Annotated in this window: 13 protein-coding genes and 1 tRNA gene; 11 read left to right on the forward strand and 3 right to left on the reverse strand. The window is 60.1% G+C overall.

The genetic code is table 11. The annotated features are described in order from the left end of the window. Window positions 1–91 precede the first annotated feature (91 nt). The 9 genes from dpdE (at window position 92) to NKI35_RS09540 (ending at window position 19,072) form a co-directional block, all read left to right on the forward strand. The gene (gene dpdE, locus NKI35_RS09500) at window positions 92–3,325 is read left to right on the forward strand and encodes a protein DpdE (protein ID WP_352739701.1); all 3,234 of its coding nucleotides are present in this window, start codon (window positions 92–94) and stop codon (window positions 3,323–3,325) included. Beyond that, complete coding sequence (gene dpdF, locus NKI35_RS09505; protein ID WP_352739703.1) at window positions 3,322–5,907, forward strand: protein DpdF; 2,586 nt, start codon at window positions 3,322–3,324, stop codon at window positions 5,905–5,907. Before dpdE ends, dpdF begins: the two co-directional genes overlap by 4 nt. After that, the gene (dpdG, locus tag NKI35_RS09510) at window positions 5,904–6,809 is read left to right on the forward strand and encodes a protein DpdG (RefSeq protein ID WP_352739705.1); all 906 of its coding nucleotides are present in this window, start codon (window positions 5,904–5,906) and stop codon (window positions 6,807–6,809) included. The genes dpdF and dpdG overlap by 4 nt, the downstream gene beginning before the upstream one ends. Continuing rightward, the gene (dpdH, locus tag NKI35_RS09515; RefSeq protein ID WP_352739707.1) at window positions 6,809–9,907 is read left to right on the forward strand and encodes a protein DpdH; all 3,099 of its coding nucleotides are present in this window, start codon (window positions 6,809–6,811) and stop codon (window positions 9,905–9,907) included. Before dpdG ends, dpdH begins: the two co-directional genes overlap by 1 nt. After that, on the forward strand, window positions 9,904–10,629 hold the full coding sequence (locus NKI35_RS09520) for a hypothetical protein (protein ID WP_352739709.1): 726 nt from the start codon (window positions 9,904–9,906) through the stop codon (window positions 10,627–10,629). Before dpdH ends, NKI35_RS09520 begins: the two co-directional genes overlap by 4 nt. Then, window positions 10,626–15,185, forward strand: coding sequence for a protein DpdJ (gene dpdJ, locus NKI35_RS09525; protein WP_352739711.1), 4,560 nt, complete (start codon window positions 10,626–10,628; stop codon window positions 15,183–15,185). The genes NKI35_RS09520 and dpdJ overlap by 4 nt, the downstream gene beginning before the upstream one ends. Then, complete coding sequence (gene dpdK, locus NKI35_RS09530) at window positions 15,182–15,721, forward strand: phospholipase D-like domain-containing protein DpdK (RefSeq protein ID WP_352739713.1); 540 nt, start codon at window positions 15,182–15,184, stop codon at window positions 15,719–15,721. Before dpdJ ends, dpdK begins: the two co-directional genes overlap by 4 nt. After that, the gene (dpdD, locus tag NKI35_RS09535) at window positions 15,718–17,988 is read left to right on the forward strand and encodes a protein DpdD (RefSeq protein ID WP_352739715.1); all 2,271 of its coding nucleotides are present in this window, start codon (window positions 15,718–15,720) and stop codon (window positions 17,986–17,988) included. The genes dpdK and dpdD overlap by 4 nt, the downstream gene beginning before the upstream one ends. A gap of 190 nt (window positions 17,989–18,178) precedes the next feature. Continuing rightward, the gene (locus tag NKI35_RS09540; protein ID WP_352739717.1) at window positions 18,179–19,072 is read left to right on the forward strand and encodes a hypothetical protein; all 894 of its coding nucleotides are present in this window, start codon (window positions 18,179–18,181) and stop codon (window positions 19,070–19,072) included. Window positions 19,073–19,263: 191 nt separating this feature from the next. On the opposite strand, the gene NKI35_RS09545 is transcribed toward NKI35_RS09540, so the two are convergent. The 3 genes from NKI35_RS09545 to NKI35_RS09555 form a co-directional block, all read right to left on the reverse strand. After that, a complete protein-coding gene (locus NKI35_RS09545) occupies window positions 19,264–21,045 on the reverse strand; it encodes a site-specific integrase (RefSeq protein WP_352739719.1) in 1,782 nt (593 codons plus the stop codon). Window positions 21,046–21,142: 97 nt separating this feature from the next. Further along, window positions 21,143–21,219: transfer RNA gene (locus tag NKI35_RS09550), tRNA-Arg, on the reverse strand. A gap of 195 nt (window positions 21,220–21,414) precedes the next feature. Next, entirely contained in the window at window positions 21,415–22,947 is a 1,533-nt protein-coding gene (locus NKI35_RS09555; protein WP_023728827.1) for an ATP-binding protein, read from the reverse strand. 344 nt (window positions 22,948–23,291) lie between these two features. Here NKI35_RS09555 and rpmH point away from each other — a divergent pair, with 344 nt between their 5' ends. Together rpmH and rnpA are read left to right on the forward strand one after the other, a co-directional pair. Then, window positions 23,292–23,426 (forward strand): 50S ribosomal protein L34, encoded by a 135-nt coding sequence (gene rpmH, locus NKI35_RS09560; RefSeq protein ID WP_008833937.1) that lies wholly within the window; start codon window positions 23,292–23,294, stop codon window positions 23,424–23,426. A 16-nt stretch (window positions 23,427–23,442) separates the two neighbouring features. Then, entirely contained in the window at window positions 23,443–23,796 is a 354-nt protein-coding gene (gene rnpA, locus NKI35_RS09565) for a ribonuclease P protein component (RefSeq protein WP_023672264.1), read from the forward strand. The last annotated feature ends 10 nt before the right edge of the window (window positions 23,797–23,806 follow it).

Raw genomic sequence — 23,806 nt, forward strand, 5'->3', positions numbered from 1 at the left:
TTAGGGGGTGGACCACAATGATTCTAAAGCGGGCTGATTTCGCGAGGCGAGCAGGCTCTATCACCCTACGCGCACCGGCGAGCGATCTTGCGTGTTCGTAAAAGCGATCTCCGGTGAATTAGCCGGCTGGGGGATCGGCAAGCTGCTGTCGCAGGACGGACCGACATGCACGGTTGAATATTTTGATGCGCCGATGTTGGAGCCCGTACTTAGGCAGTGCTCGTCGTCGGAACTCCGCTCCGTCTCGATAGCTGCTCAAACTCGAGTTTATGCAGCCGAAGCTACTTTCGGCTTTTGGGAAGTAGGTCGGGTTCTTGATGACCACGGCGACAGCCAGTTGGTCAGATTCCCAAACGGCAAGACGCTCTACCTACCGATCTCTAAGGTCTTTGTCCGCTGGGATCGCTCGATCAAGGATCCAACGTCATTTTTGGGTGCTGGAATCAGCGAGACGCCGCGGTTCGCTGATGGACGGGGACCTTTCGTGCGCACTCTCTTGCAACAGCGTTCGGCCGCGCTAGGGATGTCCGCGCTCCCTTCATCTGCAATCGATCTGGAGGCTCATCAAATCGAGGTGGTGCGGACGGTATTGCAGGATCCGGTCCAGCGGTACCTACTCGCGGACGAGGTTGGGCTGGGTAAGACGATCGAAGCGGGCGTATTGATCCGCCAATGCATTCTCGACGATCGCGAGGCGGCTTACATCGTTGTGATTGTACCGGACGCGTTGGTCTCCCAATGGCGGATGGAGCTTTCGGCGAAGTTTTTCCTCGGGGATCTGCTTGATAAGGCGATCTTTGTCGAGCCGTTCTCTGGCCGTGAACGCATCGCCTCGCACGTCGCGAAAGCGACGATGCTGGTGATTGATGAAGCGCATCACGTCGCTGCTGACGGAGCTAAGGAATCGGTGTCGGTCTACGACCTTCTCGTGAAAGCGGCCCCGCGAATCGAACGCGTCCTGCTCCTCTCCGCGACGCCTGCCCTGCACAACGAACGTGGCTTTCTCCGCATGCTGCATCTGTTGGACCCCCAGGGCTATCCGCTCGATAGCGAGGAAGCGTTCCGGCGCCGCATCGAAAGCCGGAAGGCCTTGGCCGAGATTGTCGCCACCCTCACTCCTGAGAACGCCCTCTACCTCGACTATACTTTGGACCAGCTCTCGGAATTGTTCCCGGACGACCTGCGTCTAGGGCAGGAGACCGGTCGGTTGCGGGAGCTTCTCACGAAAATGCCCGCTGAGGACGACCCCAAACTCGTCGAAGCTATCGCCAAGGTTCGAGACCACCTGAGCGAGGTCTATCGATTGCATCGAAGGATCCTGCGTCATCGACGGCGGAGCGTCAGCGGCGTGACGCCCGATCGGGCGGGCCTGGAGGAGGTCCACTACACCTCTGTCGCCACATCGCGGGCGGCCGATCTCGCCGAAGACTGGCGTCTTACGGAGATGTCGGAACAAAATCTCAGCGATCCAGGGTCGGTTCGCCTCACCGCAGCGATCGACCTCGCTGAACAAAGATTGGGATATAAGTTGTCCGCCAGCGATGGCGTCCGCCAACGATGGTCGCCGTCAGACCTGGGAGCCTCCGAGATATATCAGCGAGCCACGGCCGCGCTGACGGATTCCATGCGGTCAGCTGACAGATTTGAGGCGCTTGCACGGGCGATTGACGCGCGATCATTGCCGAAAGTGCAGTTTATCGTTTTCTGTTCTGATCCGGAGACCGCTGACGCGCTGGCGGCTAGCCTTTCTACGAGCCTTGGGGTCGTTGTAGATCGACACGACCCTAAGGGCGAGGCTTGGCGGGCGTTTTGCGACGACCCGAACCGACCGGTACTCGTCTGCGACTATCGCGCCGAGGAAGGGCTCAACCTCCAGGGCGGCGAAAAGGTCGTCGTCCATTTCGATCTGCCCTTGAACCCCAACCGCGTCGAGCAACGTCTGGGGCGAGCAGACCGTTATGGATCTGGTCGCGCCGTCAAATCACTCTCGCTTTGCTGCGACAGTGATCCTCTCGAGGCCGCTTGGACACGTTACCTGGATGACGGGCTCAAGGTCTTCGATCGATCGATCGCAAGCCTTCAGTATCTGACTGAGGAAGTGGTCAAAGACCTTCCAAAACTGTTGCTAGTGGAAGGCGTAGAGGGAGTCGAGGAACTTCTCCAACAAGACGGCGGTGACGACGGACGTATCGAGCGTGAGATTAAGAGCATCGACGAACAGGACGCATTGGACGCGCTTGGTGCCCCGCGGGCCGAAACTCTCGACGCACTATCGGACCTCGACGATCAATGGCGTCAAATCGAAGCTGACATTAGCGGGTGGGTGCAAACAACGCTGCAGTTTGACCGCAGACAGGATCCCTATGCGCGGGACGCGAGGGAAGTTTCATCGGCGCCTGGAGGCGTTTTCCGATACCGGTATTTGACGGGCGATCGCCACACGCTCATTCCGCTCGAAGCGTTCGTGCAACGGTGCCGACCGGCGATCGACACTGAACTGAGGGTCGTCGGTCGCGATGTTTGGACCACCCCGTATACCTATCGACGCCTTTCGGCTCTTTCGCGGCAGGGGCGTTCCGCTGGCGCTCGGGTCCTGAGGTATGGTGATCCGCTCCTCACGGGTCTCAGCGATATCACTCAGCGGGACGAACGAGGTCGTTCAACAGGAGTGTGGCGGCACGCGCTAGGAACCCCGGATGGGGCCGGTCCTCTCTTTTTCCGATTTGACTTCGTCGTCGAAACGGATGTTAGACCTGCAGTGGAGGTGCTTGACCTAGCTGGTCATCTCACGTCGTCGGCGCTCTCGTCCGTCGGCCGCAGGGGCGACATGGCCTTGGCCCCCTTCTTCCATACCGTCTGGCTTGACGCCGATTTGCTAGAAGTGAGCGATGCGGCCTTGATCGCCGCTTTGTCAAAACCTTATGCGATCGAGGCCGGCGATCAAGGCGGGCGGGACTTCAACTTGAATCCCAGGCGTTGGCGCATCATAAGAGAAATGGGGCTTGCCCATATAGAGGAATGGCCGGAAGTTTGTCGCCGAGCCCGAGTGCGAGCGGAGGAATGCCTCAGGGCTCTTCCACTCTTGAACGAGGGGTTAGATGAGGCGGCCCGGCGCGCTGAAATGGCCGATGCAGCGCGCCTTGGCCTGCTGCAAGCTCGCGCGCATCGTTCGGAAGTCGGTGACCTGCGTGATCTCGAACTTGAGCGAGGCTTGTCCGAGCAATTGATCGTCGGGATCCGGTCGCCGCGGGTCTCACTCGACGCGGTCACAGCATCGTTCATCGGCAAGAACTTGGCCGTCGCCGCAGCGTTGGCACGTGCATGACTGGGCCCGTTCTTGATTTCGAACACCTCTACGAAGTCCTCGCAGGCTGGCCTGCTATCCCTGTTCCAGCGAGCGCGCGAGACGGCCTCTTCGAAAGGGCGCGGCACATCCTTCTGACAGCGAGCGTTGGCACGGGCTCGTTGCCGATTGCCGACCTTATTCCGATCCTCAAGCACATCTTGCGGCGGGAGTCGCTGCAGGCCGGCGCGAATGCGCAATTTAGGGTGCCACTGACGAATCCTTGGCCCAGCGAACCGGAATGGGCGCGGTTCGGTGTCAGTGCGCATAGCCAGACAGATCGCGACCTTCTGATCGAAGCCCTGCCTTGGGCGCCGACCTGGCTGTCGAGATCAGATGTCCCCGTGTTCGAGGATGTCTTTCGGCAAGCGATCGTGCGCAAGGATTGGACCACCCCAATCGACCCCTTCCTTGCCGAGCCCAGCGGTTTTGCTTCCTACGTTTCGCCGGGCCAACGCGAGGCAGTACGAAGCGTATTTTTGATGCGCCCAGGCGACACTCTCATCGTCTGCCTTCCCACCGGTTCAGGGAAAAGCTTCGTCGCGCAAGCGCCGGTCCTAGTAAGAGGCCCCGAGGGCGGTCTAACGCTCTGCGTCGTGCCGACGACAGCGCTCGCCCTAGATCAAGCTCGGCAGATGTCTGAGAGGCTGGCCGGAAGGGCTCGTGCCGGCGCAGGGGAGCTCCACCTCGCCTGGCATGCGGGCCTCTCTGTCGAGAGGAAGAACCTTATCAAAGCGGCTATTCGGCAAGGACGCCAGGGGGTCCTTTACTGTTCGCCGGAGGCCGTGACGGGTGCCTTGCTCCCGGCGTTATACGACGCCGCAAAGGCCGGTCTGCTCGATTACTTCATCGTTGATGAAGCACATTTGCTCAGTCAGTGGGGCGATGGCTTTCGACCCGCATTCCAGATGATCGCGGGCATTCGTCGCGGCCTGCTTCGAGAATGCCGGAACGAACCGTTCCGGACGATTTTGATGTCCGCCACCCTCACGCCGGATGCCATCGGGACGATCGACGCGCTGTTTGGACCGCCGGAGTTCGTGCAGATGGTCGCGTCCGTCCACCTTCGCCCAGAGCCGCAATACTGGATACACCGAGAGGACGACTCCGCGGCCAAGCAAGCGAAGATACTCGAGGCGGTCCGCCACGCTCCTCGCCCACTCATCCTCTACGTCACAAAGCGGGCGGACGCTGGATCTTGGCGCCGGCGCCTTCAGGCGGAAGGATTCGGCCGCGTCGCCACGTTCCACGGCAAGACGCCGGACTCCGAACGGCTGAAAATCATCGAAGATTGGTCTCAAGATCGGATAGACATCATCGTCGCAACCTCGGCGTTCGGTGTGGGCATCGACAAGAGTGATGTAAGGGCCGTGATACATGCCGCCGTGCCCGAAACGGTCGATCGGTTCTACCAGGAGGTCGGTCGAGGTGGTCGTGACGGCGCCCCCGCAGGATCGTTGATGATATACGGCAAGGCGGACCTCGATGTCGCAGAACGAATCGCCTCGCCATCACTGATCAGTGACGAACTCGCGTTCGATCGCTGGGAAGCAATGTATCGAAACGCCACGAAATTGAACAATGTGGGGCGCCGGTTCTTGCTCGACGTCTCGACAGTGCCACCCAAACTTCGCCGCCAGACCGACTACAATCAGGCCTGGAACATGCGGACCCTAATCATGATGGCTAGAGCGGGCCTGTTGGACTTGGACGCTATGGCCCCAGAAGTCCTAGAGCAGAGTACTGAAGAGACTGACGCTGACTTTGATCGTCGCACTGAGGATCATTGGGCGTCCTACTACACGCGCTGTATCATCGAGGTGAACTTCGGCAACCACCTTGACAAGCCAGGTTTTTCCTCACTGATCGCTGCAGAGCGGTCCCGCGCGTTTGTCGCCGCGGAGGACAATGGCCGACTACTCAGTTCGTTGATCAGCGGCAACTACGAGATCGGGGAACTGTTGCACGGCCTCTACCAGAGTTACACACCCGGCCGAGCCGTCATCGTCTCAAGCGCTTGCGGCGGCTGTCCCAGCCACCGGCGCGATGACGTCACCAATATGGATTACGCTGAACCGGCAGTTTCAGGCATCGAGCGGATAGTAAGGCAGGACATCTCAGCGTGGATGACCAAATTTCCGCATCTTTCAGCTGCCGCCCCGATCATTTTGATCCTTCCCGACCCATGGGACGACGCAACTGCACTATCCATCGCGTCGGATGCGGTCGCCGTTTTCAACGCGCACGAGGTTGCTGTGTCGCGCCGCTTTAGGTCGGCGACTCAGGCGCTCAAGACTCTGCACAGACGATCCCCCAGCGGAATGGTGCTTCTAGAAACGCTTGAGGACGAGGTCAGAAACCCGTCCACCGCCCCACTGATCCGCGTGAGCATTCTTTCGGAGCAGAGTCCGCCGCCACCCCATGTTTTTGAGATATCGCGGCCGCTGCACCTTATCGTTGCCTCGGCGTCACTTGCCGATCCATATCATCCCGGTCGGCGTCTGGGTGAGGTCGGAGCCAACACGCTGACGTTAGAACAGTTCCGTTCGGGAGCACGCCAATGACAGTGCTGAACCAAGCCAGCGACGGCCAGGTGAACACGCTGATCGCGCTCGTCAGAGCGTCGGTTAGCTTCGGGCCCCGGTCGCGTGGAGATCTCCTCGCGATGTGCGGGGGTGATCTCGAAATTGTCGAAAAGTCGAAGCTGAACGGGTCATTTCTGCGATGGTTAGAACTGGGTCTGTTCGAGACGGTCGACGATCTCACGGCACTGAGGGAACCCTATCGATCTCGCCTCGGAAGTGATGTGTCTAAAGTGGAGACGCTGCTACCAGCCGTCGCGCGCGAGATCGCGTTGCTCACCGAAAACAATGCTCGATTCTGGGAGCAAGAGGGCTCTAGAAGCGCAGACTTGAGCCGTGGTCTTTCTTGGATGCTGGCGCAGGACGTTTATACGCTCGACACCTCGAACCATGCCGCAATTCAGGCCTTAGAAGCGGTCCAGGTGAAGGACCCGCAAAAGCGGATGCTCCAGAACGACACCCGCTACAACACGCTGAAGTCCTGGATGACATATCTTGGCTTCGGCCGCGAAGGCCCGCTCTTCGTTGTCGATCCTACTGAGGCCCTCAGAGGGGTCCTCGACGACGTGTTTGACAGCAACGCGCCGCTCCCCGCCCGCGCCTTCCTTGCCAAAATAGCGGACGCTCTGCCGGTGCTCGATACCGGCCTGTACCGCGCCCGGGTCGAGGAAACCCTTAAGGACTCGACCTGGGAGCCTGCCGCCGAGGGCGTGTTGTCGACTTCGCTGTCCAGGGCAATCGAACGCCTCGTCGACGCGGGCGAACTCGAATTCGAACAACGAGACGACAACGAAGAAGGCCTTCAGATGACAGGTTTCGGAGGCCGCCGCTGGCGCGCCTTCCCATACATTCGTCGCGGCCCCACCCGTACCGGAGCCGCGTAATGCTGGACAACTACTGGCCACTGGAATCCCAGGTCAACGCCTGCATCAAGAACGAGGCCGAGACCGCGGATGTCGCCGTTCTTTTGGCAGTCCACCAGCCCTCATCGTTGGTGACGATCGACGTTGGCACCGGCACGCACACGGTTGTCAGCGAGCAGGATCTGCTCGACGCCTTTCTGACGGACAACGTGCCGGGCGGGACCCTCCTGTTTCCGATTACCGGCGCCTCGGGCGCGGGGAAATCTCATATCATTCGTTGGCTTGACGCGCAGCTCCAGCGATCACCGAAGCGCGACAAGCTTCACGTAATCCGTATCCCAAAGAGCGCGAGCCTTCGGAACGTCGTGGAATTCATCCTCGAGCCCCTCAAGGACAACGCCCGGTATAAGGCCGCTAGTGAGGACCTCAAGCGAGCCGTCGCCGAAGTCGACGTCGCGACCGCTGCCGTCACTTTTCGGGCACACCTAGAGAACGCGCTGGCCGATATTCGAAGGAAGCTGGAGGCCGAGGCCCAGCGACATCCGGAACGGACAGACCTTCGACCCAAGATCGGTCACGCGAAGGACCTGCCGAAGCTCTTTTCCGATCCGGCACTCTCGCAGCATTTCGTAGAAAACGTGTTGTCGCGAGTGGTCTCGCGTTCCCTTCGGGGCCGCAACGAAGCCGACGACGAGGCCGACGATCAGACGCAGTTCACTCCTGCCGATCTCGTCCTGCCGAATAGTGTGAATCTGGGTGATGCCTCTCTTCCAGTTCGACAGTACTACAAGACGATCGTGGCCAGCGCCGACCCGGCCCGGGTAGGTGTTGCGATAGATCTGCTGAACGAGGCTATCGACCCCGCAATCGGGAACGTGTTTCAACTCCAACAGTCTACGGGCGGAATCACATTACAAGATATCATTCTTGCAGTTCGGAAGACCCTTCTCGATGAGGGAAAGGAACTCGTTCTGCTCGTGGAGGATTTCGCGGCCCTTTCAGGTATCCAAGACGTTCTTTTGAAGGTTTCTATCCAGGAAGGCGAACGGGACGGGAAGACAGTGCGCGCGACGATGCGGACTGCAATCGCCCTGACCGACGGCGTGCTCGCTTTTCGCGAGACAATTTACACGCGAGCCCAGCGCGAATGGGTGGTTGGCGGTCGCGATCTGTCTGACGAGGAGATCAGAGCATCCGCTGTGGAACTCGTTGGCGCCTATCTGAACGCTGCGCGATGGGGCGAGGACTCTCTTCGGCGGAAGTTCGCCGACTCTGATGAGCAGACCGCAGGCTCTTGGCTTGGCACGTGGCGCGACGAAGATGACGATGCCGCCCAGGAGCTTCTTGGCGCCTTCGGTGCATCGCGTGCTGGCCATCCCTTATTTCCTTTCAATCGTCAGGCCATCACAGCCCTAGTTGACGCACACCTAGTCAAAAACGGGCAGTTGGTCCTTAACCCCCGCAAGGTTATCAACTTCATCCTGCGCAGCACGCTGCTGTTACGCAGCGAGTTCAAGGCAAAGGCCTTTCCTTCCGCAGATCAGAAGGCCGTCCTCCCGAACTCCTGGCTCGTCGGCTGGGTCAGACGGGCGGGTCAGACGGAGGCGAACCGCAAACGCCTTGGCCCATTGTTGGCCATTTGGGGTGGAAACCCGACGACGTCTGAAGGCATCGCAGGCGTGCCGCCAGGTATCTTTAAGGGGTTTGGGCTTCCTACGCCGGCGGAATTGGACAACATCACTTTTTTGGCGCCGGAAGAACCCGTTGAAGCCACGCCGACTGCCGCCACATCAACGCCAGCGCGCAATACACCTACCCCCTCCCGCGCCGCAACAGACCCTTGGTTCAGCGACCTCCAAGCCAAAGTCGACGCTTGGTCGGCCGGAACCCCATTGGGGCAGGCCGAGGCCAACGCTATCCGATCGGCGTTGGCAGGGATGATCAAGGACGCGATCAATTGGCCGGCTCTGCGTTTGCGGCCGCAGTCGATCCGTCCAGGCTCAATCCACATCGCCAATGCCAAGGGCAACGCTCCCGCCAAGCGGGTCCTTCATGTCTGTGAGCGTTTCGAGGATGAAGACGGCCGGATCCGCGCCGCTATGCTCGGAGCATTGAGGTACACGCGAAACCAACAGCGATGGGCTTACGAGGGTGCAGACGATGATTACGTTGCAACGTGCAACCTCGTTGACAAGCTATCCGCGCAACTTAGGCCCATGCTCTTGGATGAGGCTAGTCGGCAAATCAACGCGATCACGAGGGGGCTCATCATGCAGGCTCGCGTTGCCGGGCTCACGCCGCCAGTGAAGCTGAACAACGTGCCGGCCCTCCTCGCCGCAACATTCGAACAGCTGCCACCTATGGTGCCCCAGGCCTTCGACGACGGCTGGGAGAAAGTTCGAACTTCCGTTTGGGGCGATGTGAACGGCACACCGGCCCGAAAAACTCTTCAGAAGGACCTGCTTGATCTCCTGGGCACATTCCAGGGAACTGGCTCGGTGCTCTTTGGCCTAGATGGCGTGCGTCTTCTAGACAGCCTGGCCGCCGGCGAAAAGGATATCGAGGCGGAAACCGCTTTGCCAGAGGACCTGAACCCGGAGACGCGAGCCTATCTGAGCCCGCTAAACGCGAAGCGATTGTGGGCTCAATTGCAGAGCGTCATTCGGAAGTTACACGACTTCCGAGCACAATTGAGTGGCTACATCGATGCCGATTTCGACAAGAGCGCCTTCATCGAAGAGCTTGAACAGGTCGCGTCTTTGCTGATGTCGACGTCGAACTGGACCCGCAACGACATTAGTCTGAAGGACTTCGAGCGGCGCCTTATAGAGTTCCGAAGCACCCCAATCGTGGACCTCGTCAACAAGGCGACGCTCGTTGATGAAGCCAACGCCGAGCAATTAGCCAAGGTGCTCAACGCTCTCGGTTCACTGGATCTCTCATCAGTAGACCGCACCGTCTCGTTCTTAAACATTGTGGATGTCATCGTCACTGGCGCCGAGCAGACCGTCGACCGTGTTTATTCCACTCACGAACAGGCCAATCCGGCCAAAATCGCAGACGAGATTGACGCGCTCTTGACCCTACTCGCCAACGACAGCGTAAGTGAGTTCCAATGAAAGACGCACTCCCACTTCGCGTCTCAGCGCTTCGGCAGAAGCTGACTCGACTTCAAGGTCTCACGGCGAACGCGAAGGAGGCCAGCGATCTGGCGGTATTGCGAAAAGAACTGGCGACGTCAGCGCAGGCCGTTGCGAACTTAGTCAGGCAGCAGACAATGCTCTCTGGCTTGGGCGTCAAGATCCAGCCGCCGGCAAGCCTCAGCAATGTTCGAAAGAGAGCCACCACAGTCAGGGAAAAGTTTCGGACCGAGAAAAAGTCCGCAACCCTAAAGAAGGGGACGGGATGGACGTCGCTATTGAGCGACGGAGACACGGCGATCAGCGACATCGAGCGAGCTCTCCTGGATGGTTGGAGAGATTTTCGCATTGCTGTCTACTCTGGCGACACGCCAAGCGTCATCGACAAACGGATCGCCCGCACGCCGCAAAATGTGCAGGCTCTTAACGAGTACGAGCAGGTTTACAGCCAGTTCTCGGCTCTTTTCCAGACAGTGCCTACGAGCGCCGCAACCGTTGAGACCTCCAAGAAACTCGCGAGCGATCTGGTACGGATCTCAGAGAAGTTTGATTTCGCGGTTGGCACCGAGGTGAAGCGATTTCTGGCTGCGGTTCAGAGCGGCGGAGCTCCGCTAGCCCTGTTGACCGCCGAAGTGTTGAAGTGGCTCGCCGACAACAAAGCTACGGAAGGTTATCTGATTCGGGCCTCGCGCCAGCCATGACCTCCGACGATGCACTGCTGATCACCGTCCTGGACCAGATGGAGCAGCAAGAGGCTCGTTTGCTGTCATGGGGCTTAGTAGACGCGTTCCTAACCGGCCAAGAGCTTCGAGAGATCATCGATGATGCGTTGAACGCGCTCCCCTCGTTCGATGGTCTAACAATTCTTCACGCCTCGGATGTGCTTGAGAAGCTCCTCCAGCGGACTCTGGTTTTCGACGTCGGGGAGGAACCCGGAGAGCGCTTTCGATCGAGGATGGCCGAGGGCGTCAGGCTAATGTTTCGGCTACGACAGCTCTTTCCGAAGCACTCCGGCCCGATCGGTTGGCAGGACGCGCCGACGCTGGTCGCCGACTTCCGTTTCATTTGGAGACGCCGGCGATATCCCAAGCGAACCATCTCGGCCGACGCCGCGATTGCCGAGATAGCCGAAGCACTTGGTGATCACGAGGCCCGCAGCGCGCTCGACGCCCTCGTGCGGGGCTACGGTTCTGATTTCACGCTGTCGAAGTTCCAGGTGGCTGCCACCAAACGCATTCTCTCTGGCCTCGACAGCCCATCGTCCCAGGCCACCTTGGTGAGTGCGGGAACCGGTAGTGGCAAGACGCTGGCCTTTTACCTGCCAGCCATGGCGCAGATCGCCGCACATATTCGGCGTGATAGGTCGGACACCCGCTGGGTTAAGGTTCTCGCTCTATACCCCCGCAACGAGCTCCTGAAAGACCAATTCGCCGAGGTCTACTCCCAAGCACGCGCTCTCGACGCTACCTTGGCCGCGCAGGGAAAGCGAAAGGTCCTGATCGCTACCTTCTTTGGCCCTACGCCGGCAAATATGAAAGCAGCCGAACACGGGTACGGCGATGAGAAACGCGGGAAGTGGCCCGATCATCGGGATGGGATTGTTTGTGAATCGATGCGGTGCCCGACAGAGGGCTGTCAGGGCAACTTGGTTTGGCTCAACGAGGACCGGAAGCGGAATTTGGAGAACCTCCGTTGCGATGCGTGTGGCCATCGCATCCGTGAGGACGAGATCATCCTGACCCGTGAGCGCCTGAATTCAGAGAGCCCGGACATCCTCTTCACCACAACGGAGATGCTGAACCAACGGATGGCGGACTCCGAGACACATCACCTTTTTGGGCTGGGCGCTAAAGTAGAGCGCCCCGTCGAAATGATGCTGCTGGATGAAGTCCACACCTACTCGGGTCGCTCCGGCGCGCAGGTCGCGTTCCTTTTGCGCCGCTGGCGTACGCTGCTACGAAAGCCAGTTAGCTTTGTCGGGTTGTCGGCAACGCTGCGAGATGGCGCCAAGTTCCTGGCCCAGCTGACGGGCCTTCCAGAGCAGGCGTCGGTCGAGATTACGACGATCGCATCGGACATGATCGACGAGGGCGCCGAGTACATGCTCGCGCTTAGAGGCGACCCCGTATCACAGGCGGCCCTTATGTCGACCACGATTCAGGCCGCGATGCTTACCTCGAGGATTCTGGATAATCCACGCGAGCGAAAGAGCCACGGTGTCTTCGGCGAGCGCCTGTTCTTGTTCACCGACGACCTCGATGTCACGAACCGCATGTATTATGCGATGCTGGATGCCGAGGGCCGAAACTCATGGGGGAACTTCGACACCCAGAACCACCCTCAGGGCGGTTTGGCCATTTTGAGACGCCCAGCGGCAAGTCTGTTGCGCAAGAGTCACGGCCAGGATTGGCAGGCTCCGCTCGATATCGGGCACGAATTGAATGGCGGAGACCGTAAGGCCGTCGGACGTGTCATGTCGTTGGATCCGGGCGTCGGTCAGAACCTCGACATTGTCGTGGCCACCGCCGCCCTGGAAGTTGGATACAACGACCCCCTAGTTGGGGCCGTCATTCAGCACAAGGCTCCCCGGGATGTCGCTCAGTTTCTGCAAAGGAAAGGCCGGGCCGGCCGCCCCCGCCGGATGCGGCCTTGGACAATTGTGGTCCTATCGGATTACGGGCGCGACCGCATCGCCTACCAGGGCTACGATCTTCTTTTCGATCCTGAGTTGGCGGTGCGAACTCTGCCGACGGGCAACCGCTACGTCCGACGGATCCAGTCGGTTTACGCGACGCTCGACTATTTAGGCCAACAACTCGACGCGGCGTCAGACGGTAGCGTGTGGCGAAACCTCAGCGGTCCGACCACTTGGCGCGCCGATACCGACCGCCAAGCCCGGATGGTACGCGCCATCACACGCATCCTTAGTGAACCCGCTGAACGTGACCGCTACGCAGCCTTTCTCGGCCGCGCACTCCGGCTTGCCGACAAGGAAGTCGCGCTTCTCCTTTGGGACTATCCCCGTCCCCTTCTGACCGAGGTCCTGCCGACAGCCCTTCGACGGCTAGAAACCGCGTGGCGAACCGAGGGCTCCAGCCCCGAGACCGTGATTAATAACTCCCCGTTGCCGGAGTTCGCGCCCGCCAACCTGTTCAGCGATCTGAACTTGCCGGAAGTCCTAATCGCTCTGCCTTCCAGGAGCGGACAGACCCCCGCTCCTCAGGTGATGCCGATCTTGCAGGCGATGCGCGATTTCGCGCCCGGCCGGGTCTCTCGCCGGTTCGCCTTGAACCACGCGGCGGAGCGGCACTGGGTGTGTCCCACCTTGGACACTAGTCCTCGCCAAAGCGTTGCCCTGGCGTCGATCTTGGAGGCAGAGCCGCTCGGCGAGTGGGCGGTGACGACGGACATAGGCATCTTCCGCTACCCCGTCCATCGACCTCTGCGGATCATCACAGAGCAGACGCCGCATAACATCCTCGACACCTCCCAGGCTCGACTGGAGTGGCGCACTCAGATCGTTGCGCGGGCGAGCGGTCTCGTCCTTGAGATGCCTCAACGGGACCCTTGGTCGAGCCTTGTCTCTGAGGTTCGATTCTTCACGCACCAAAACCTCGCCCCCGTGGAGGTTCGGCGTTTTGCGGTCGCTAGCGCGGCCGAGATAAAGTACAAAAACGGTAGCACGGCTCAAAAGACTTTTACTTTCGAGGCTGACGGCAATCCAGCAGCCGTCGGATATAGCCTCAACACCGATGCGCTGTGCTTGAAGCTCGCTCACCCCGAGGCGCTTTGGTCATCGCTCGGGGGTGAAGGCAGTGCCCTCTATCGCGCCATGCGTACGGCTCGCTTCCATCACCAGGCGACCCGTGGGCCGTACTTGGCGAGCGTCGACAACGTCTTCGCGCGGGAATGGCTGGCTCATCTTCTGCTCGCCGCCCTCTCGAACGAAGCCATCGCCAAGTCGATCTCGCTGCGAGAGGCGGCGGAAAACCTCGCAACCGGTGTCGCCGACCTTTCGCTCGGTGCGACGCTGACAATCCTTTTCCAGTCGGCCGTCGTCGACGACGCCGACGCCCATGGCAACACGCAAGACAAGCTGCGTCAGTCCCTTTCGATCCACCTAGCAAACCCCGCCGTCGTCGCCGACCTCCACAGTCTGGCGGCGATCCTCTGGACCCCGGTTAGTCAATCCTGGGAGCCATGGCTACAAGAACGCTTCTCGGTCACGGTCGCGGCGGCGGCGATGAATGCCATCGCGAGCCTGTGCCCCGATATTGACGTCGACAGCCTGGTCGTCGACATCGACGCCGGGCCGCGCGAGCCAGACGATGTCTTCGCGGCCTCGTCGCGCGAAATCTGGATCAGTGAACTTTCACCAGGCGGCAATGGCCTGATCGAAGATGTTCTGAAGCAGTATGCGGATGATCCTCGCCGGTTCTTCAGCCTCATGACCGCCGCTCTGCGGGACAATGATTTTCTGCTTAGCGATTTCCAAATGGTTCGCTTTCTTGAGGAATTGGAGACGCATCCGGGTGGCGATATTGCTGGCGCTACGGCCCGATATCGGTCAGCATATGGCGCTAAGCAGAGCCATGTTCGCCTCACCGAACTGAGGCACACCTTGGCGGCAGAAGGGTATGTCACCTTCCACGCGTTTGTTGTCGCCGTCGCAAATAGGATATTGCGCCCTGGGTCCGGGCCTGCGAGCGATAGCTTCCTGCTCGCGGCACTGACTCGTTGGTCTTCGGAGGAGGTACGGCTCGGCGTAGAGTTGGATGCGCGCGTCATCGCCTATCGCCTCGCACGCCGCGCTGACATCGACGCTGCGCTCGTCGACGCAGGCATTGAGGTCCCTACTATCAACCCCGATCAGTGGCGCTTTTCCGTCATCTACAGCCTCCTCTGGCCTCGCGGCGCCCACATCCGCCGATCTGGCTTAAGTCTGTATTCAGCTTTCCGCGATTTGCCGTCCGCAGAGCCACTGTTGCTGAAACCCCACCTGGGTCGCGGGCTTGAAGTCATCGCCATCCACACTGAGGGCTGGGAAGAACTGTGCCTCGCACGATTGGCAATCGAAGGTGCCGCGACCCTGATCTGCCCTATGAACGCGGCATCCGATCTAGCGGACGCGCTGAGCTTTCTTGCCACGAACCCCGTACAAGCCGACTATCTCTCTGTTTACGCCCGTGTTCAGGCGGTGCGGCGTGTACAGGACGCCTTCGAGATCGACCTCGATATCGCGGAGGCGGTGCAATGAGGTTTGAAAGTCGACGCATCTTCAAGAGCCTCGCCACCAGCCAGAACGTGGTTCGCGAACTGCTTCAGATGATGTTTTTGGGCGAACTGATTTCTCCTGGAGGACAACGCGCGTGGCTGGTCAGCCCTTGGATCAGCAATGTGGTGTTATTCGACAACCGCGCCGGAGGCTTCAGTGCCGTCAATCCGGAGTGGGGCGCGCGCGAGGTGCGTCTTATTGAGATTGCGCTCTATCTTATGGCACGCGGGACCAGCATTGGCATCGCCACCAATCTTGACGAGCACAATGACGCGTTTTTGGACGCGCTAACGGTTGGCGCTGAGGAGGGTGGGCTATCAGAAAAATTGAAAATTGTTAGGCGCAAACATCTGCACGTCAAAGGCATTCTGCTAAAACGTGGGCTCCTGACGGGATCGATGAACCTCACGTATCGCGGCCTTGAGTTTAACGATGAGACCGTCGTCTACGACACGGCCCTCCAAAGGATCGCTGAGGCCAGACTGAATTTCGAATCCTATGGAAGGTCAGAGGGATGATCGCCGGCCTTTCCGAAACCGAGCGCCCGTGGCTGGAGCGGTTCTTCGGTGCGCCGAACGAATTGATCTGGGCCGACATCGAAAAAAGCGCCGCCCCCGCGGATAGGCTCGACGCCGTCCTGCCATGGTTGTTGAGGCTGAAGGATGGGGCCTCCGACGCGCCGATTATCCTACCGTTGTACCGCAATGGGACCGTAGCCGGGTGGTATGCCACGGCCTCAACAAAAGAAGGCGAGCAGCGACTTCGAGCAACTCTCCGCGCTTGGTTCGGACCATCATACCTTTCCCACCTGCAGGTCGCCGATTCTGCAAACCCCAGCGCGGAGGCAATGCGGACCCGCTTCGGCAAGCAAGTCCTGGCTTTCAAGGGGCCCGACAGCTCCAAAATAGGCGAGCGCCTCGCGTTGCTGGCAAAGCTGGACGCCCAACGCCCTCATCTAGGCCGAACCGAACCGCGACCCGTAGGCCGGGTGCGATCCGATCTGGAACGTGCGTTGCTCTCTCGGGATGAAGTGAGTGCACTAGCACTTATTGCTGAACTCCGTGGCTCTGGCCGATTGAACGAGGAGAATCTCAGATTTCTCGATATCCGGCTCATGGCCGGGCTCGGCCAATGGGAGCAGATCGCTCGCGACTACTGGACGATCAAAACTCTCGCTGACCTTCCCCTCCCGCCACAGACCCTGTCGGACCTCGTCGAGGCTCTTTATCGAATCTATGTCGATGAAGCTGAGGTGGCAGGCGACGCCCGAGCGGTTCGCCTTGCGTTCGAAGAGCGGGTCGCCAAGCCCTTTCCGAGGCTGTTCGCGTCGCGCCACGGCGTCCGAACACGCCGCGTGGTAAAGGCCTTCGTTCTCTATGAAAGCATCCAGACAAAGCCGGACCCCACCATTCTCGAAGGACTATTAAGTCTACTTCCCACGGAGGACGCAACCTGGGCTGATGCATTCATCGGCGCGTCGAACAAACTCGAGTCCGCTGTCGTGGACAAGGCGCAGGGTGGGCCAGTCGCTCAGTTGTCGGACGAGGCCGAAGCAGCATTCGAAGACGGCCAGTACGATCGGGCATATGAACTCTACTTAGCCAAGCCGCTTCACCGGAAATCGCTCAGCGTGCTCCTGTCGTGCGTCCAATTCATCGGCACGGCGGAAGCCCGACGCCGGCTACTCGACACATTCGACGCTCAACCATCAGTTCATGAGGATCTGCCAAGCGCCCTCGTTTTGCGCCTACAGAGCCTGCGCGATGGGGCTCCTTCGGAAGAGTCGGAGACTGAAGGGCCTCTTGAACCAGCCGGTTGGATGCGCTGGGCTCGGCGTCTAGCTGCCGGATATCCTCCCGAGACCGCAGAAGCCGAGGTCCTTAACGACCGGGCGATGTGGGACGCCGTTCCGTTGCGGTCCAACGTCCAGCTCTGCGGGGAATTTTCCAACCTGATCGGGAATCTCAGCGACGGCGCGGCCGACGTCGCGCGACGTTCCCTATCACTTATAGTGCCCGCCTTTTTCCCGGAGGGTGAGCCTACCACGCAATCAACTAAGCCTTTGGCGACTGTAATCCTGCTCCTGATCGCAATGGACGAAGCCGTGGCCCGCGGAGATCTTGAGATCCTGAGTACGATCCTCGCCGCGCTGCTCGAGTTTGGGCTCAGCACCCAAGAGTATGTGACGACAGTCGCCGACCTTGAGGCCATCCAAGATCGAGTGGCGTCATATGCCAATTTGGCGTGGTCCTTGGACGTATGCGAAGCTCTGGCGATTTCGCCAGCGCCCTCTAGTGAAGCGAACGAAGCCAGATTGCGATTTTTTCTCAAAGTCGTCAGTCAATCGCATGGCTTTGCGCATCGGCTCGGCTCCCACGACTTCCTGCCGATCAAGCTTTTGGCCCGTGACTACGGCGTGGATCCTTCCGCCATTGCGGACCTCCGCCCGACCCTTAAGGCGGCCGACGATGCCGACACCGGCGAGATGCTCGCGGGTAAGACGATCGGTATTTACACCCTAACGGAGGCGGCAGGCGCGCGCGCCAAGTCAGCCCTGAGGGAGCTCTTCCCATCCTGCGCCGTCGAGGTGAACTCTGACACGGTGTGCACCTCGAGCCTTACGAACCTCGCGAGGACAGCGGACATCTTCGTGTTCGCGTGGCGAAGTAGCAGTCACCAAGCCTTTTTCTGCGTCAAGGATGCTCTAGGCGGTCGCGATCCCATCTACGCGGCAGGCAAGGGAACGGCGAGCCTGGTGAACGCGGTGCGCGACGCTATTAGGTAATTCTGCGAGACGGGTTCGTCCGGACGCCTAAGGTACCGAAGTATCGCCCGAAGCAAACATACAATGCGAGCCCCATCCAGAACGTCAGCCGGGACATAGAGAGGCTACGCGACTATCTGATGAGGATAATTCGCGACGACATTCGAAAGGGCGGCAAGACCGCGCCGGCAAAGGCATAAGGATCGGACCCATGGCAACACAAGCGAGCAACGACACCGAGATCACTGAACAGGTCCGAAAGGCCTGGTTGTGGGTCAAGGACTCTCCCCTGGTCATCGATGACGAGAACATCGCTCGCTTCTACGATGCGATCGTCCGTCCGGCATTCAAGGACGGGCCGCGAACCATTCGTCTCACCAAGGAGCAGAGCGAGGAAGTCCAGACGAGCTTCATGGGCACGGTGCGTGGTGGCTTGTCCGGTCTTTTCGGCATGTTCACGGCGGAAGCCGAGGGCAGCGCGCAACGGCAGAAAACCAAAGGTGGTAACGAGGGGAGCGAACAGGAACTGGTGCTCGAGCCGATCAACACGTCGCACCGTCAGCTTGAACAGTTGATCGTCTACTATTCGCTGCTTCATCCCGAGCGCCTTCTCGTAGGCGACAACACCGCGCTGCTGGACTGGCATGGCAGACACCTCGCCCAAAGTCTACCGCGAGCCCTCTGCTTGATCGACCTGCCGCCTGGGCTCCGCTTCATCCCGATGGCCGCCGAGTTCGAGAACGGCAAGGTGCAGCGGCTTTTCCAGGATCTGGCGAGAAAGGCCGGCCGGGATTTGCCAGCATACGATCGCGACCACAAGGCAGCCTACTGGCTCAGCTTGACCGACCTAGCAGAGCCGGCGCGGGCCGCCGAGGTTATCGAAGAGGCATCTGCGGAGCACGGAAGGATCGAGTGGATCGATTTCCGCGTGGTGCTCGATGGGACTGGTAGCTCGGTGCACCTCCATCTCGAGTCGCGCGGCCGCTACTTCACTGGCGCCTTCGCATATACGGTAATTCGCCGCGTTGGCGGTCATGGCCTTCGCCTCGTTGGAACGCTCAAGGACGGCCCTGATATGAATGTCCTGGCTATTTACGAAAAGTGAGGTCGTCGATGAGTGCTCCGTCTGGACCGCCACAATGAATTTGCGGCTGCGGCATGCTTTGCCTGAAGTTCGACTTTGATCCAGGCGATTGGCGCTTCCCTCGTGTCCGCAGTCTTTTCAGCGTTTTAACAAAGGTAGAACGCCCCCTTCTGGCCTAACACGGGGGTATTCGTGGCCGTTTGGCACGAAAGTCACGAGTGGCTTTTCCAGCGCGGCAACACAAGTCCATCGTACGTAACCCGATCGATCTCAGCCTTCAGCCGCTCCAGCGAGATGCCGCGATCCATAACTCCGTCGCTCCGGCGCATTCGTCCATAGCTGCGGCCGACTCCGCCACCAGCATGGCCAGTGAAAGCATGATGAACTTCCTCGGTGAGGCCAGCCTCGCGGCACGCACGTTTGAAGGTGTGACGAAACGAATGAAATGTCTTCGATGAGCTGTCGACGGCGTACTCACCCAAGTAGCGGCCAAACCACTTCGACCACAACTTTGCTTTCGGTCCGATTGGCGAACTGAACTCGGCCCAAAGCGGATCGTCAGCCTTTGCCTTCTTCGCTCGTTCAGCGACATAGTCGAGTAAACCAGCGGCGATGAGGTCGCGATGGATCGGCACTGACCGAGCCGAGCTCGTAGTCTTCAGGTTCTGATCATCGCCGTCGTCATTGAAGTCGATGAAAGCAATGCCGGCGCCACCGGTACGAATGTCACCGAGCCTGAGCTGCGCAATCTCAGATCGCCGCGCGCCAGCGTAAAGTGCAATGACCGGGAACCAAAAAGCGGCTTCGCCTTTGCCGCCGAGTTGACGCTTCCCTTCGACGAAGACCGGTGAAGCAAATAGCTTGTTCAACTCGCCGACGCTGAATGGCTCGTAATGGCCCTTTTCCATCGTTGATACATCGAAGGTTACATAGAACGGATTGGACCACCCCGAGGCGGCATCGAAGTGTCCGTCCTTCTCAGCCTTGGTCAGAACGCCGGCGAGAAGATTCAGGCTCTTGTTGATTGTCTGAGCGTCCCTTGGCTCGTAGGCGCTGAGATCATTCTTCAGCAATTCGGGCAACCGCATCTTCGCCAGCTTGTGTGGCAGTCGCTTCGGCACGCGAGCGAGCGCGTCGCGAAATTCACGAGTGTGCGTTTTCGTGATCTTGCCGACGTCGAGGTCACCATGCAATTCAACAAACCTCTGCACGGCCCGCGTTGCTTCGTTGATCGACTCCTGACGTGGCTTCCGAGCCGACCGACTGTTCGATTGTGACCAGTTCGCCAGGGCGGTGGTTATTGGCAGAGCTTTCGTCGTGGGGAGCTCAGGGGTTGCGATCTCCTCTCCGTTCAGCCGCTCCGTAATAGCTTGCACGGCCTTCCTCTGTGCCTTGATGAATGCGAGCTCAAGCTGCCGCCAGGTGGGATCATCCGGGTGGAGGACTATCCCGGCGTCCTCAACCGACTTGTTGATGATCCGGTGGATCGCTTCACTGCCGCGCATTTTTGCAACTTCATCACGCGACAGCTTGTCGAGCGAGGCTACGATTGCTCGATACGCCGCAATGTCACCGTCAGTCATCCCGGCTCCATCCGGCGAAAAGGCACCGGTGTCGAGGTCGAGTCCAAGACCCTTCCTGCGCAATGCCTCGTCGTTTCTCATCAGCCTTGCGGTGTGAGCAGCTGCAAGCGCATCGATTGTAGCTGGCGCGATCTCTGTCGGCGGCCCGTCTGTAAGTGATTTCCTGGCAAGATCGACGAGACGGTGAGCTTCTTCGATCAAAGGAAGGGCGGCTCGTTCGGCTGTTCGCTGATCGTTGGTTCGCAACGATTTGACCAGCTCGCTCTTAAATCGGCCAGACCTGCGGTTCACGCACCATTCGATTTCTTCCGGCCAAGGCATCGGGAACGGCCGGCCCGCTATGTCGTCAGGCAGAGCAAACCGGAATTCGAACCGGTTCGCGCGACGTTGGAGGTATTTCATGCGCGCCATTTTACACCCCGAATGTAGCACGCGAAAGTAGCACGCGTGCAGATCAGATCGCAGTAAAATCAACGCCTTAAGCGATTTCAAGCACTTGCTTGAAGAGTGGCGCGCCCGAAGAGATTCGAACTCCTGACCCCCAGATTCGTAGTCTGGTGCTCTATCCAGCTGAGCTACGGGCGCGCAACAGGCCATGCTTTACATAGCCCCGCTAACCGATCCTGACGACCGGCCGCGACAAGACGTGTTCCCTAGCGACTGAATTTCCGAAAAGCAAGCCAATCCGGCAAAAGTTTTGTCGCAGCTGCTTTCGACGGTGCCGATCAAGGTGTGCTGAGATTCAGCTCAGTCCGGCTTCGGCTGAATATCAAATACAGCTCAGGCCGGGCGGCGCAGGCCGCTGCGGGCCTGGTCGAGGCGGACCGGCTGGTCGGGGATGGTGACGGCGAAGGTGGTGCGTCCGCCGATCGATTCGACCAGCTCCACCGTGCCGCCATGGGCGCGGATCAGTTCGTGCGCGATGGCCAGGCCAAGGCCGGTGCCGCCGCTGCGGGCCGAGCCGCGAAACGCCGCGAACAGGTTTTCTCGCGCTTTTGCCGGCAGGCCGGGACCGGTGTCGGTGACAATGATGCGGCTTACGCTGCCTATGCGCTCGGCCGATACGGCGAGCCGGCGCACCAGCGCGCTCTCGGCGTCGGCCGCCATCGCCTGCACCGCATTGCGGCACAGATTGGTGAGCACGCGAAACAGCTGGTCGGAATCGGCATCGACCTCGAAAGCGAGCTCGACGGCATTGACGAACTCGATGCCATCTTCGATGTCGAGCAGGCCGTGGACGTCGTCGACCAGCTGGCGCAGCCGCAAGCGGCGGCGTGAGGGCGCCGGCTCCTGCGTGCGACCATAGTGGAGCACGCCTTCGGAATAGGAGACGGCTCGGTCGAGCGCGCGCAACAGCTTTGGCGCGAAGGCCTGCACCGTCGGGTCCTTGACCAGGCGCAAGCGGTCCGACATCAGCTGCGCCGAGGCCAGGATGTTGCGCATGTCGTGGTTGATCTTGGAGACGGCGAGGCCAAGGTCGGCAAGGTGCTTCTGCTCCGACAGCATCTTTTGCAGCCGTTCCTGCATCTGCGACAGTTCGCGCTCGGCAACGCCGATCTCGTCGGCACGGGCGGCCGGGTGGATGATGCGCCCTGGATCGTCGGGCGCCTCGGAAAAGGACAGCATCGAGCGCGTCATGGTGCGGATCGGGCCGATCATGATCAGGTCGATCGCGGCATAGACCAGCATTGCGGTGAACAGCGAGATCAGCAGCGAGACGAAGGCGACGTTGCGCGAATAGCGCAGCATGGCGTTGCGCAGGGAATAGTCGGGCATGATCAGCTCGAATTCCTTGTCGCTGTCGCCGACGGGGCCGAACACCCGCAGCATGCGCTTGCCGCCGAAGAACAGCGTATCCAGCGCCCCGGTCATGCCCTTGATCATGCCGACATTGGCGATGTCGATATGCTCGTCGACCTGCGGCGGCATCTCGGCCACCACCAGCAGGCGCGATACGCCGCCGTCGCGCACCGCGATCGCCTTGGCGCCGATTGCCATCAGCACGTCGTTCTGGGCGGCGCGGGAGAGCGAATTGGGCTCGCCCTGCACCAGCACGATCGACACCGCGGCAGCGGTGCTTAGCCGCTCCTTCAGCCAGGCCAGGCGGTAGCTGGCGATCCAGGGCAGGAAAATGAGGACTTCGGCCAGGAGCACGAAGACAATGGTGAGCAAGAGCAGCTTGGTCGACAGGCCGCGCGCCAAGGGCACTGAACGATTGGGCACCGAACGGCTCGCAACCGGGCGAACGGTCGCCGGGCTGGCATCGGCTGTCGCCGGGCCGCTCCCTTCATCCGCTGATGCAACTTCGCTCATTAAGGCCTGTCTTCACAAACGCTTGATCGGTTGAGATTAGGCGATTGCGGCTTTTTTGCCAATTTCATCCTTCGTTGGACGATGGTACCAGCAATAAAGATAGCCTCGAACTGGGTGTTCGCGCCGCGACGAACGGGGTGTCGCGTCGTGACGAACTGGCAGTTCGCACTGCGACGAACTGGCGTTCGCGCCGGATTGACTCCCAAAACCCTTCTTTCTATAAGCCGCTCACGCTCGGGCCATTCGTCCCGGCGCGGTTTCGATCGCGCCAATGCCGGCCCGGCAAAGCTCCTGTTACACAGTGACAGAATCAAGAAGGGCCGCACCCCGCGGTATTAAAACAAATGAAGCGTACCTACCAACCGTCCAAACTCGTCCGCAAACGCCGGCACGGTTTCCGTGCTCGCATGGCCACCAAGGGTGGTCGCGGCGTCGTCGCAGCTCGCCGCAACCGCGGCCGCAAGCGGCTCAGCGCCTGAACGGAAGACGAGATCGTTGCCCGCAACCGGCAAGCCAGTGGGACCAAACCCCAAGCGGCTTCTGAAACGTGCGGAATTCCTGGCCGTCCGCCGCGGTGAAAAGCGGCGCGGGCGGCTTTTTCTCGTCGAAGTTCTCGACCGCAATGACGGCCTGCCGCCGCGCGTCGGCTTCACCGTCACCAAGAAGGTCGGCAATGCGGTTGTCCGCAACCGCGTCAGGCGGCGGCTGAAAGAAGCCGTGCGCACCCATGCCGCAAGTGACATGGCGCCCGGCAATGACTATGTCATCGTCGGGCGTGAAGACGTGCTCACCATTCCGTTCGGCCAGTTGAAGGCCGAACTCTCCCGCCGTCTCAGCGGAACACGATAGGCCAAGGGCT

Origin of the sequence: Mesorhizobium sp. M0676, from assembly GCF_040320535.1 — a bacterium.
In the GTDB taxonomy this organism is placed as follows: domain Bacteria; phylum Pseudomonadota; class Alphaproteobacteria; order Rhizobiales; family Rhizobiaceae; genus Mesorhizobium.

What these genes read in the sequence shown, in the direction of transcription:
- dpdG (WP_352739705.1), top strand. Translation starts at nt 5,904, where the DNA reads ATGACAGTGCTGAACCAAGCCAGCGACGGCCAGGTGAACACGCTGATC.
- dpdJ (WP_352739711.1), top strand. Translation starts at nt 10,626, where the DNA reads ATGACCTCCGACGATGCACTGCTGATCACCGTCCTGGACCAGATGGAG.
- rpmH (WP_008833937.1), top strand. Translation starts at nt 23,292, where the DNA reads ATGAAGCGTACCTACCAACCGTCCAAACTCGTCCGCAAACGCCGGCAC.
- dpdK (WP_352739713.1), top strand. Translation starts at nt 15,182, where the DNA reads ATGAGGTTTGAAAGTCGACGCATCTTCAAGAGCCTCGCCACCAGCCAG.
- NKI35_RS09540 (WP_352739717.1), top strand. Translation starts at nt 18,179, where the DNA reads ATGGCAACACAAGCGAGCAACGACACCGAGATCACTGAACAGGTCCGA.
- dpdF (WP_352739703.1), top strand. Translation starts at nt 3,322, where the DNA reads ATGACTGGGCCCGTTCTTGATTTCGAACACCTCTACGAAGTCCTCGCA.
- dpdD (WP_352739715.1), top strand. Translation starts at nt 15,718, where the DNA reads ATGATCGCCGGCCTTTCCGAAACCGAGCGCCCGTGGCTGGAGCGGTTC.
- NKI35_RS09520 (WP_352739709.1), top strand. Translation starts at nt 9,904, where the DNA reads ATGAAAGACGCACTCCCACTTCGCGTCTCAGCGCTTCGGCAGAAGCTG.
- NKI35_RS09555 (WP_023728827.1), bottom strand. Translation starts at nt 22,947, where the DNA reads ATGAGCGAAGTTGCATCAGCGGATGAAGGGAGCGGCCCGGCGACAGCC.
- NKI35_RS09545 (WP_352739719.1), bottom strand. Translation starts at nt 21,045, where the DNA reads ATGGCGCGCATGAAATACCTCCAACGTCGCGCGAACCGGTTCGAATTC.
- dpdH (WP_352739707.1), top strand. Translation starts at nt 6,809, where the DNA reads ATGCTGGACAACTACTGGCCACTGGAATCCCAGGTCAACGCCTGCATC.